The organism is Pseudoalteromonas sp. H103, assembly GCF_001469205.1.
Classification (GTDB): Bacteria; Pseudomonadota; Gammaproteobacteria; order Enterobacterales; family Alteromonadaceae; genus Pseudoalteromonas; species Pseudoalteromonas carrageenovora.
Map to the genome: position 1 here is coordinate 94,446 of NZ_LOFG01000018.1, position 11,538 is coordinate 105,983.

The window sequence follows — 11,538 nt, forward strand, 5'->3', positions numbered from 1 at the left end:
TTGCTTTAAGGAATTAAATTTGAAACTTTTAGGTATTCATCACGCTGCTATTATTTGCAGTGACTACGCACGGTCTAAACACTTTTATAGCCATGTACTTAAACTTAAAATTATTCACGAGCACTTTAGAGCTGAGCGTAACTCTTATAAATTAGATTTAGCCATGGCTGATGGTAGTCAAATAGAGTTATTTTCGTTTGATGGAGCGCCTACAAGACCAAGCTATCCAGAAGCACAAGGCTTAAGACATTTAGCATTTAAAGTTAAAAACGTAGTCCAAGCAAAGCAGTATTTAGAGTCACAAAATATAACTGTGGAAGAGATAAGAATGGATGAAATAACCGGCAAAAAATTCACCTTTTTTGCCGATCCAGACAATTTACCACTTGAGCTGTATGAGGTTTAACGCTCATAAGCTCAAGTTATTCACTTACTATTGAATCAAAAACTTACTTATTAAAGCGGCTTTGTAAGTAATTAAATACCGCACGAATACCTAACGCTTCGCCGCCGGTTGGGCGCCCAGGTAATGCACGTAAATTCCACGCCATTACATCAAAATGTACCCATGGTGTGGTTGGCTCTACAAACTCTTTTAAATAAAGCGCCGCGGTAATTGCACCACCAAAGGGTGTGCTGGCACAGTTTGCCATATCGGCTACATCGCTCTTTAAAAAGCTTTTATACTGATCAAACAAAGGCAATTGCCACACCGGATCGCTTACACCCATTCCTGCATCAATAATACCATTTGCTACATCGCGCTCTGTTGAGAAAAAGCCCGGTAGTTCAGTACCTAGAGCAACACGGCAAGCACCTGTAAGGGTCGCAAAATCTATAATTAGCTCAGGGTTATCGTTTTGTGCTTCGCTAAGCGCATCGCACAATACTAAACGCCCTTCTGCGTCGGTATTATCTATTTCAACCATAATGCCTTTACGCGTTTTAATTACATCACCTGGGCGAAATGCATTTCGCGATACCGCATTTTCAACCGCAGGCACTAAAACACGCAATCTAATTGGTAAGTTAGCGGCCATAATTAATTGTGCTAATGCAATAACATGTGCTGCTCCGCCCATGTCTTTTTTCATGTTACGCATGCCCGAGCTTGGTTTTAAATCAAGCCCGCCTGAATCAAAACATACCCCTTTACCTACCAAGGTAATAAGCGGTGCATCTTTTTCGCCCCATTTTAAATCAAGTAAACGCGGTTTATTTTCGCTCGCGCGACCTACCATATGTATTGTTGGGTAATTTTGCTCTAGTAGCTCATCGCCAATCCACTGGGTAAACTCGCCATTGTAATTATTGGCTAAGTCTTCCATCACTTGCGATAAATGCTGCGGCATCATATCTACTGCCGGTGTGTTAACCAAATCACGTGCTAAATAAATAGCATCGGCTTGTTGCTTAATACGCTGATATAGCGCGTCATCGGCAATGGCTAATTGTGCTTTAGCAGTTGGCTTTTCTTTATATTCACTAAACTCATAGCCTCCTAACACAAAACCAAGCGCCACTTGCTCTATAAAGGCATCATTGCCCTGAATTTGATACGTGCCCAGCGGTAATTTATTTGCAAGCTCGCCTGCAGCCCAAAAGTCTTCTTTGCTTTGTAATAAACAATATACGTGGCTTAACTCACCCGTTTGCGCATCTGGCACTAACGCTAAGCCTTGTTTTTCAAAGCCGCTATTGGTTAACCATGTTTGAATAAAAGCAGGTTGTTGAGATTGCCAGTCAGTTAACTCGTTTTTAAGAATAAAAGATAAAGGAATACCAGAAGAAGTATGACGAAGTAATGCACTCATTAAAAAGCTCATATATTATAAAAATGGTACTTAAGAGCATATCAATAAGCACAGTTAAAAGGTATAGCTAATTTAGAGGGATTTCTGTCACTTTTTTATCGAGTTGTTAGACTGTTGCTCTTGATTTTCTTGAGCTATTTTTTGATCTAGCTCTTTTATAGGTTTGTTGATATTAAACGAACTAGGTAATACATCAACGCCTACTAAGCTGCCAAGCTTTACAACTAAAGGAATGGTGATAGGCGCAAAGGGTAACAACGCAAAAACACCTAACCCTAGCCCTTTTAAAATATCAACAAATTGCTCATTAGCGCGCTTTAGCTCTTCTTTATTGGTTTGGCCTTGCGTGTAGCGCCTATATATAGTGAGCATTTCTTTGGTTTCTTGTTTTTCTTGTTCGAGCGCAATTTTAAGCGCCACCATAGCACGACGAAAGCGAAGCTGTTGGCGCTTTTTACTAATCTTAACTACCCGCCAAGGCGCACGGTGAATAACTTTATATAATCGCATAACGGTTATTTTCACACAGGCACACTCGTTCACAAAGAATAATTTACTTACACCATGCATTACCTTATTCTTTGCACCAACTTGGTACTAAATGTGTACAATTATGCATCATAATAAAAATCAATCACTGCAAAAACCTGAAAAACCAAAACCCGATGAATGTTGTGGAGGAGGAAGTTGCTGCCCTTGCGTATGGGATGCATATAGACAGCAGTTAGCTCTTTATAACCAAGCTCTAAAAAAATTAGAAAACAAATAAAAACCGGCAAAAGAAACAAAATTGCAACATTGAACATTTTACAACTGCATTATTTTACTAAATCACACCCCCACAAAGCACCAATATAGTTCATTTCACCTTAAAAACGCACCATTGTTGCACTTTTAGTTTGTTTGAAGTTTTTGTTATTGAATGGTTAATTAATATTGCCCTCTCTGTTTTTTATGTATAGGCTGTAACTAGGACATAAAATTGAGGTTAACTTAATTGTTCAAGAAGTACTCTTAATACATTTTTATACAATTGTTAACTCCTCTCTTTTCTAGTCCAAAATCTAAAAATAGTAGTGCAAAACAAGCATTACAAAACAAGAATTATTCTAACTGGGGAAATTTAGAATGAAATTAAAAAACAATGCGCTAAATCAAGCAATTAAATTTGCATTAGCAACAACCACTGCAGGGTTGTTTATTTCAGGCTCAGCTATAGCAGCAGACGAGCAAAGCGAAACTAAAGTAAATAAAAATGTTGAGAAGATTGCTGTAGTAGGTACGCGCTCTGCTCCTCGTTCAATTGGTGATTCACCTGTTCCTATTGATATTATTGGCGGTGAAGAATTAGAAAAATCGGGTAACACCGATATGCTTGAGCTTTTAAAAGGCGCAGTTCCTTCTTTTAATGTTCATCAAAACCCAATCAGTGATGCTGCATCACTTGTACGCCCTGCAAACTTACGTGGTTTGCCTTCAGACAGCACATTAATTCTTTTAAATGGTAAACGCCGCCACCGCGCGTCTGTAATTGCATTTTTAGGCGGCGGTATAAATGATGGTGCACAAGGCGCCGACATTTCAGTTATTCCAAGCATTGCACTTAAACAAGTAGAAGTACTGCGTGATGGTGCTGCGGCGCAATACGGCTCTGATGCTATTGCCGGTGTAATGAACTTCCAACTTAAAGATGCCTCTGAAGGTGGTAAGTTCGAAGTACGCCATGGTCAATACTATGAAGGTGATGGCGACACAACACAGATTTCAGGTAACGTAGGCTTACCCTTTACCGACAACGGTTTTGCTAACTTAAGTTTTCAATATAAAACAGCAGATGCGACAAGTCGCTCAGAGCAACGCCCTGATGCAGCCGCACTTTCTGCTGCAGGTGTTCCAGAAGTTTCTTCGCTTGCACAAGTTTGGGGTGCTCCAGAGGTTGATGATGATATCTCAATTTTTGGTAACTTTGGTTTAGAACTAACAAACGACTCAGAATTTTATATGTTTGGTAACTACTCTGAGCGTGACGTACGTGGTGGTTTTTACTACCGTAACCCGCATACTCGCCCAGGTGTTTACTCAAACGATGGCGGTGAAACACTGCTAGTTGCCGATTTAACAGAAGACATGAGCGGTAACTGTCCAACTATCGCAATCGACGATAACGTGCTTGATAATCCAGATTACATTAGCGGTGTTGCTAATAACCCTGATTGTTTTGCATTTAATGAAACGATCCCTGGTGGTTTTACGCCTAACTTTGGTGGCAACATCACAGATACCTCTTTAACTATTGGTACAAAGGGTATGTTTACGGGTGGCTTCTTTAAAGGCGCGTTTTACGATTTAAGCGGTACAGTTGGTTTAAACGAATCTCGCTACTTTATTTACGATACGGTTAATGCCTCATTAGGTGCAGATAGCCCGCGTGATTTTAGCCCAGGTAAATACGAGCAACTAGAGAAAAACTTTAACTTTGACCTTTCTAAAGGCTTTGATTTTGACCTAGCGTACGATGTAAATATTGCCGGTGGTTTAGAATGGCATGAAGAAACATTCACTGTTATCTCAGGTGATGAAGCATCGTTTACTGCAGGCCCTTTAACTGAGCAAGGTTTTGGTATTGGCTCCAATGGTTTCCCTGGTTTCAAACCTTCTGACGCTGGCGAATATACACGCCGTAACTACGCAGCTTATGTAGATATTGAAGCACCATTTACCGAAGACTTCTTAATGGGCCTTGCGGTACGTTTTGAAGATTACGACAGCTTTGGTACAACAACAAACTACAAAGTAATGGCGCAGTACCACGTAACTGAAGATCTAAATGTACGTGGTTCAGTAAGCACAGGTTTCCGTGCTCCTACTGTTGGCCAAGCTAATGTAAGTAACGTACAAACAAACTTAAGTGATGGCGTATTACAAGATTCAGCACTATTACCACCAACAAACCCAATTGCAGTGCAATTAGGTGGTACAGAGCTTGAGCCAGAAGAGTCGCAAAGTTACACATTAGGTGCGGTTTACACTATTGGCGATTTATTTTTAACACTTGATTACTACAACATTGAAGTTGATGACCGTATCAGCCAATCTGAAAAAATTGTACTTAGCCAAGATGATAAAGACACGTTAGAAGCAGCAGGCGTACCAAATGCGCAAAGCTACGCACAAGTAAGCTTTTTCACAAATGACTTTGATACAACAACACAAGGTATTGATTTAGTAGCAAACTACACAGCTGACATGCTAGGTGGTAGCTCTACATTTAGCCTTGCTTACAACTGGAATGAAACTGAAGTAACGAAGTTCAGCGACATTACCGGTGAATTTAAAGTTAAACGTTTAGAAGAAGATTTACCTAACCACCGTGCAACGCTTACTTGGGCACAACAGTGGGAATCAATCTCGTTATTTACACGTGCTAACTACTACGGCGAGTACCAAGGTGTTCACGTAGATTACGATGCAACAGCAAAAACAGCTGACGCAGCAGTAACCATTGACGCTGAAATTACATACTTCTTAAATGAGTCTGTTAGTTTCTCGGTTGGTGCTCAAAACTTGTTTGACCAAGATGCTGAAAAACTTGATTTTGAAGACCGTACGGATATCCCTAACAATAACTGGGGTGGTCAGTACTACGAAACATCTCCTTATGGAATTAACGGCGGCTTTTACTACGCAAAAGCTACGTATACTTTCTAAACTATTTTCATGATAGACCAAGGCGAAATGTTAAGACATTTCGCCTTTTTTATTTTATATTAATTAAAAAACAATAATGCCTCATCATGCTAATTAAAAAAGCCAACCAATTACTCCAAGAGAATAAACTCAAAGAAGCTGAGTTTCATTTTAAAGCAATTTTAAATAGTAACCCGCAAAGTGGCGAAGCATTATTTGGTTTAGGCAGGATAGCTCTTAGGTTAGAGCGCTTTGATGCAGCGGTTTATTTATTGCAAAAGGCATGTGGGCTTTTACCACATATGTTAGAGCCACTACACGCGCTTGCTGATGCGTTTAATGGCGTTAATTCTCCTAACGATGCACTAAAAGCGCTTGAATACGCCAAAAGCATAGCAAGTCATAACCCTGAGCCTCATTACTACTTAGCCCAGCACTATTTAAATTACGGTGAGCTCAACAAAGCACACACTACGTTTGCTCATGCACTCAGCATGGGGCTATATCCAGTTACGGCTTACATATTATTTGAGTTGGTGCAGCTAGGTCGCTTTAATAAAGAGCACAACTACGTAAGTAATTTGCATCACTTTTTAACGCAAACCAATAATCTGCGTTTAAAAATGGTGTGTTATTACGCATTAGGTAAAAGCTACGATAAATTAGACGATACAGAACAAGCATTTAACTACTATGTACTTGCCAATAAACTACAAAAAAAACTCACTGATTTTAATACCACCGAGCTGAATCCGTTTTATAAACGTATTTTAGAGCAAAATACGCCAGCACTTATCAAAAGTGCAGATCACACTTTTACCGGCTCTATAACCCCCGTATTTATAATAGGCATGCCACGCAGTGGCTCAACGTTACTTGAGCAGATGCTGGCAAATCATTCACAGTTTTCAACACTGGGTGAAAACTCAAGCATTAGTAATCAGGTGGTGGCTTTTATTGAGCAACAAACGCAAACGCCCTACCCTGAGTGTTTAAGCTTGCTTACAAGTGATTTAATAGCTAAAGCGCGTAATATTTATATTGAAACATTAAAAACAGCACAGCCAATTCGCCCTTATATTGTTAATAAGTTACCGAGTAATTATCAGTCTATTGGGCTTATTTATTTACTATTTCCAAACGCTAAGTTTGTAAATTTAAGTCGGGATTTTAACGCAACGGCTTTTTCGGTATTTAGTAATTACTTTGCTCAAAATGAGCCTTACTTTTGTGATTTAACAGAGTTTAAGCACTACCACACACTTTATACCGAACTAATGGCGCATTGGAGGAGTATGCCAGATATCGCCATTTACAATTTGAGTTATGAGCAATTAGTAACTGAGCCTAAAGCGCAACTAAACGCGTTATTTTCGTTCTTAAATTGCCAGTTTGAGCCACAGTGTCTGCAGTTTTATACACGTAAGTCGGCCGTAACAACACTAAGCAAACAAGCTATTAGGCAACCTGTAAATACATCTGCAGTGGCCCATTGGCAGCGCTATAAAACACCACTTTTAAAACTACTAGATGGAACACCTTAATTAACTATGATCATTAAACCAGGTTAATACATCGCTAAATTGCTCATCACGGGCGCTTGGGTGGGTAAGCATATTAATATGATCGTAATCAACATGGTGACCATGGCGTTTACCGTAAATTTTTAAGGTTTGTTTGCCAGGCCCAGACTCTGCTATAAACTTTTTAATATCAATAGGCTGTGCGAGAGCTTTGTCGTTTACACCTGCAACATGAAGCGTAGGCGGTACATGCAGCTTAGCTAACGCACTTGCGTAATTAAAACCATCGTCACTATCAACCCACGGCCTTTTTTTAGCCCACTGCATACTTTGATAGTGCGACTTTTGCGATTCGTTGTCACTGCCCCATTTATAACCTTTCGCATTTAAAAACCCGTGTTTTTTAGCTAGTAACGGCGCCATAAAGTACCAAATAACATTCGCTTGCAGTAACTTCTTAGGATGGTTATTAAACAGTGAACGCTTTGAGCCAAAATAAGCACAGGCTTTAACGTCTTTTAAATATTCAGGGAAGCGCGCAAATACGCTATTCATCAATACGCCGCCCCAAGAATGGGCAACCCAGTAGTCAGGCTTTTTACCTTCTAATTGTTCAATATGATCAATAAAAGCAGGAATATCTTCTACTATGGCTTCTGTTTGGCCATATTTTGAATGGCGAGTTATAAGCGGTTTACTTTCTCCGCGCCCACGTAAGTCTGCCACATAGCAGCAATAGCCTTGCTCAGCCAAAAAAGGCGCTAACCCTTTATTACTATGAGTATAAAAAATTTTGCCGTTTTCTACTGCGCCATGCATTAAAAACACCACTGGACCTGATTGCTCATTGTTCGCAATACGACGTAAATGCAACGTTTGCTGTTCGGCTAATTGAACAAAATGTGATTGCTGAGTGATTGCCACGTATTTTCCTTTATAATTTTTATAAACTCATCCTACCAGTTGCCATGCTAATTCTAAAGTAAATGGTTGCACTTTTTAGCCATGCATTTGATACAATTGTGTCATTATTTAATTGCTAACTTTAAGCCATGAAATCAAAACCTAATAGCAACAAACTACACCCTCGCAATCAGCATTTAAATGGCTATGATTTAGACCTGTTATGCGAAAAACATAATGCGTTAGCACCTTTTATAGTGGTAACACCTGCGGGCAATAAAAGCATAGATTTTAGCAATAACAAGGCAGTTAAAACACTTAATCAGGCTCTGTTAAAAGCGCACTATAATATTGAGTTTTGGGATATACCAGATCAAAACTTATGCCCCCCTATTCCAGGGCGAGTAGATTATATACATTACTTGGCCGATTTATTAAGCACAGATAACCAACAGAACATACCTACAGGGCGTCAAATTAAAGCGCTTGATATTGGTACCGGTGCTAACTTAGTTTACCCTCTTACAGGTATCCACGAATACAACTGGCACTTTACGGGTAGTGATGTAGATGCAAGCTCAATAAAAATTGCTAAGCAAATTGCGCAGTTTAACGGTTTAAAAATCACCTTAAAACAACAAAAGAATGCATCTTCTATTTTTGAGGGCATTATTAATCAAAAAGACTTGTTTCATGTAACTCTGTGTAATCCTCCGTTTCATGCAAGCGCGGATGAGGCTAACAAGGGCACTGAGCGAAAGTGGAAAAATTTAGGAAAAGCTCCGCAAAACGCCCTTAATTTTGGCGGCCAAAATAACGAGTTGTGGTGCGAAGGTGGTGAGGCCCAGTTTATCAGTAATATGATTACTGAAAGCGAGCAATTTGCAGAGCAAGTAATATGGTTTACCTCCTTGGTTTCAAAAAAAGAAACACTTGCTGCGTTAGAAGAAAAGCTAAGCACTCTACCTATTGCTGAATATAAAATTATAGATATGGCGCAAGGACAAAAAATAAGTCGCTTTATTGCGTGGAGTTATTTTGATAAGGCCACCCGTGATCAAATTTTTGAAGAGTTTGTGTAAACTCATAAAAATAATAAAGCCTGCACTAATAAAGGAATAACAACAATGATAGATTTTCGTTCAGACACCGTTACTCAACCGTCAAAAGCCATGCGCGATGTAATGTACAATGCACCTGTTGGCGATGATGTATACGGCGATGATCCTAGCGTAAACCAATTAGAATCATACGCCTGTGAACGTTTTAACTTCGAAGCCGCGCTTTATTGCAGCTCTGGCACACAAGCTAATTTACTGGCGTTAATGGCACATTGCGAACGCGGAGATGAATATATTTGTGGGCAAAATGCCCATAATTATAAGTTTGAAGGCGGTGGCGCGGCCGTGCTTGGCTCTATACAACCTCAACCTATCGAAAACGAAAAAGATGGCAGCTTATGTTTTAACAAAGTTGCCGCAGCTATAAAACCTGACGATAGCCACTTTGCAAACACTCGCTTGCTTAGCCTTGAAAATACCATTGGTGGAAAAGTGCTCCCGCTTGAGTACTTAGCCCAAGCTCGCGACTTTGTTAATACGCACAATTTAGCACTGCATTTAGACGGTGCGCGTGCATTTAATGCAGCCGCTGAGCTAAATGTTGATATAACAGCAATTACAAAGCACTTTGACTCTGTTTCAATTTGTTTATCTAAAGGCTTAGGTGCGCCAATAGGCTCGTTATTATTAGGCTCACAAGAATTAATTAACAAAGCTAGGCGCTGGAGAAAAGTACTAGGCGGTGGGATGCGACAAGCAGGAATGCTGGCAGCCGCTGGGCAATATGCACTTGAAAACAACGTAACCCGTTTAAGTGATGATCATGGTAATGCGCGCTACTTAGCAAATAAGTTAAATGAGCTAAATGGTTTTAGCGTTGATATGAGCAATACAACCAACATGGTGTATGCAAGTTACTCAGGCGGCAATAACATTAGTAAAATTGCCAATGAGCTTGCACAACAAGGGATATTAATTAGCCCAAGCAAGCAACTTAGGCTAGTAACGCATTTAGATATTACGGGCGAAGATATTGATTCATTTTTAAATGCTTTGTCGGCCCATATTTAATTCTGCTTTATAGTGTTTGCGGCACACCGAAACATATCGATCGTTGCCGCCTATTTCCACTTGGTTACCATCGGCAATGGCATTGCCATTTTCATCCGTACGCAGCACATGGTTTGCTTTGCGTCCGCAATGACACACCGTTTTAAGCTCAATCAGCTTATCGGCCCACGCTAATAAATACTGTGAGCCAATAAATAACTCGCCTCTAAAATCGCTACGCAGGCCATAACATAGTACCGGAATACCTAATTCATCCACTACATCAGTTAACTGCATTACCTGCTCTTTTGATAAAAACTGACACTCGTCAACCAACACACAATGGCGTTTTTTTTCATCTTGCAGCGTTTTAATAAGATCAAATACATTTTTAGATTCATCAAATATATGTGCATCTGCCTGCAGGCCAATACGAGATGATACTTTTCCTACCCCTGAGCGATTATCAATTGCAGCTGTTAAAATAACCGGTTCCATACCGCGTTCGCGATAGTTAAATGCCGATTGCAATAAAGTGGTTGATTTACCCGCATTCATCGCTGAGTAGTAAAAGTATAATTGAGCCATTACCGTGCCTAAAGAGAAAAAGTGCGCTTATGCTACCTTAATATGCCATTAATACCAATTTCATATCGTTATTAAACCTAGTTATTGCTCAAAGGCTTGTAAGTATTTTACATAAACAGGTGCGCTATCAAACCTAGATAACCATTGCCACATCTCAAGGCTTAAAGCGCTATTTTCTGTGTAAAATTGTTTAGAAAAAATAAGATAACCATTTGTGGTTTCGTAAGGAGGATAAATGGCCTTAACATTTTTATTATGCGGGTAGCTCGATACATTTAAATCATCTACTTTGCATAAATCAACACTCGCTTGTACTACTCCCTTATCAAGAAGCTCAAATGCTTTAGCTTTAGAAAACGTATTATGAATAAATAAAGGCTCATCTTTTAAGGTGCTATTGAGGCCATAACCATTAGGTATAGCAATAGTGAATGCTTTGTTTTGAAAAACTTCGCGAGAGTGCCACTCCTTATGAAACTTAGAATTACCAATTAAACAACTACTAAAGCGACTCACAGCAAATTGCGATTGTAAGTCTCCCTTTTCATTAAACGGGTAAGCTGCAATCCGCTCACGACCTTGGCGGTAACTTGCAATAACCGCATCTACCTTATTAAATTCAAGATCGTTTAGGCACCTGCGCCAAGGTTTCCTTACAAATTCAACCTTAACACTGTCTAATTCAGCGTCTAATTTACGAAGCACTTCTATAGAAGCACCTGGTTTATCTATCGGTACTTCTTGCCCTACGCCTAAAAACATAGGCGCGATATCTTTATCTTCGTAACAAAATAGAAGCGTTTGAGGCTTAGCAAACACTGCTGAAGAAAACATCAAAATAATTATAAATAAATAATTTAAGCTGCTGATACTCATAATAATTTTTATTAATAAATAATATTAAATTGTAGC

General features: G+C 39.5%; 11 protein-coding genes. 6 read left to right on the plus strand and 5 right to left on the minus strand.

Translation table 11 applies throughout. The features are described 5' to 3' along the window. The first annotated feature begins 19 nt into the window (after positions 1-19). Positions 20-406, plus strand: coding sequence for an SMU1112c/YaeR family gloxylase I-like metalloprotein (gloA2, locus tag ATS74_RS16060; RefSeq protein ID WP_058549879.1), 387 nt, complete (start codon positions 20-22; stop codon positions 404-406). Between the two features lie 43 nt (positions 407-449). On the opposite strand, the gene ATS74_RS16065 is transcribed toward gloA2, so the two are convergent. Both ATS74_RS16065 and ATS74_RS16070 read right to left on the minus strand, forming a co-directional pair. Beyond that, entirely contained in the window at positions 450-1,814 is a 1,365-nt protein-coding gene (locus tag ATS74_RS16065; protein WP_058549880.1) for a leucyl aminopeptidase family protein, read from the minus strand. An 87-nt stretch (positions 1,815-1,901) separates the two neighbouring features. Beyond that, on the minus strand, positions 1,902-2,324 hold the full coding sequence (locus ATS74_RS16070) for a hypothetical protein (protein ID WP_058549996.1): 423 nt from the start codon (positions 2,322-2,324) through the stop codon (positions 1,902-1,904). Between the two features lie 103 nt (positions 2,325-2,427). Here ATS74_RS16070 and ATS74_RS19775 point away from each other — a divergent pair, with 103 nt between their 5' ends. The 3 genes from ATS74_RS19775 to ATS74_RS16080 all read left to right on the plus strand — a co-directional run bounded on the left by ATS74_RS19775 (position 2,428) and on the right by ATS74_RS16080 (position 7,045). After that, positions 2,428-2,583, plus strand: coding sequence for an oxidoreductase-like domain-containing protein (locus ATS74_RS19775; RefSeq protein ID WP_082660669.1), 156 nt, complete (start codon positions 2,428-2,430; stop codon positions 2,581-2,583). Between the two features lie 359 nt (positions 2,584-2,942). After that, a complete protein-coding gene (locus tag ATS74_RS16075) occupies positions 2,943-5,522 on the plus strand; it encodes a TonB-dependent receptor plug domain-containing protein (RefSeq protein ID WP_058549881.1) in 2,580 nt (859 codons plus the stop codon). Positions 5,523-5,608: 86 nt separating this feature from the next. Continuing rightward, complete coding sequence (locus ATS74_RS16080; RefSeq protein ID WP_058549882.1) at positions 5,609-7,045, plus strand: tetratricopeptide repeat-containing sulfotransferase family protein; 1,437 nt, start codon at positions 5,609-5,611, stop codon at positions 7,043-7,045. Here the strand turns inward: ATS74_RS16080 and ATS74_RS16085 are convergent, their stop codons facing one another. Then, entirely contained in the window at positions 7,046-7,948 is a 903-nt protein-coding gene (locus tag ATS74_RS16085) for an alpha/beta fold hydrolase (protein ID WP_058549883.1), read from the minus strand. 128 nt (positions 7,949-8,076) lie between these two features. Between ATS74_RS16085 and rlmF the strand changes: the two genes are divergently transcribed. Next, entirely contained in the window at positions 8,077-9,009 is a 933-nt protein-coding gene (gene rlmF, locus ATS74_RS16090; RefSeq protein ID WP_058549884.1) for a 23S rRNA (adenine(1618)-N(6))-methyltransferase RlmF, read from the plus strand. Positions 9,010-9,054: 45 nt separating this feature from the next. Then, the gene (gene ltaE, locus ATS74_RS16095) at positions 9,055-10,059 is read left to right on the plus strand and encodes a low-specificity L-threonine aldolase (RefSeq protein WP_058549885.1); all 1,005 of its coding nucleotides are present in this window, start codon (positions 9,055-9,057) and stop codon (positions 10,057-10,059) included. On the opposite strand, the gene ATS74_RS16100 is transcribed toward ltaE, so the two are convergent. Together ATS74_RS16100 and ATS74_RS16105 are read right to left on the minus strand one after the other, a co-directional pair. Further along, entirely contained in the window at positions 10,033-10,626 is a 594-nt protein-coding gene (locus tag ATS74_RS16100; protein ID WP_058549886.1) for a thymidine kinase, read from the minus strand. The genes ltaE and ATS74_RS16100 overlap by 27 nt on opposite strands. An 81-nt stretch (positions 10,627-10,707) precedes the next feature. After that, positions 10,708-11,460, minus strand: coding sequence for a transporter substrate-binding domain-containing protein (locus tag ATS74_RS16105; RefSeq protein WP_235592025.1), 753 nt, complete (start codon positions 11,458-11,460; stop codon positions 10,708-10,710). Between the last annotated feature and the right edge of the window lie 78 nt (positions 11,461-11,538).

Excerpts from the sequence above, each read along its gene's own strand:
- ATS74_RS16065 (WP_058549880.1), bottom strand. The coding sequence starts at position 1,814 with ATGAGTGCATTACTTCGTCATACTTCTTCTGGTATTCCTTTATCTTTT.
- ATS74_RS16070 (WP_058549996.1), bottom strand. The coding sequence starts at position 2,324 with ATGCGATTATATAAAGTTATTCACCGTGCGCCTTGGCGGGTAGTTAAG.
- ATS74_RS19775 (WP_082660669.1), top strand. The coding sequence starts at position 2,428 with ATGCATCATAATAAAAATCAATCACTGCAAAAACCTGAAAAACCAAAA.
- ATS74_RS16075 (WP_058549881.1), top strand. The coding sequence starts at position 2,943 with ATGAAATTAAAAAACAATGCGCTAAATCAAGCAATTAAATTTGCATTA.
- ATS74_RS16080 (WP_058549882.1), top strand. The coding sequence starts at position 5,609 with ATGCTAATTAAAAAAGCCAACCAATTACTCCAAGAGAATAAACTCAAA.
- rlmF (WP_058549884.1), top strand. The coding sequence starts at position 8,077 with ATGAAATCAAAACCTAATAGCAACAAACTACACCCTCGCAATCAGCAT.
- ltaE (WP_058549885.1), top strand. The coding sequence starts at position 9,055 with ATGATAGATTTTCGTTCAGACACCGTTACTCAACCGTCAAAAGCCATG.
- ATS74_RS16100 (WP_058549886.1), bottom strand. The coding sequence starts at position 10,626 with ATGGCTCAATTATACTTTTACTACTCAGCGATGAATGCGGGTAAATCA.
- ATS74_RS16105 (WP_235592025.1), bottom strand. The coding sequence starts at position 11,460 with ATGTTTTCTTCAGCAGTGTTTGCTAAGCCTCAAACGCTTCTATTTTGT.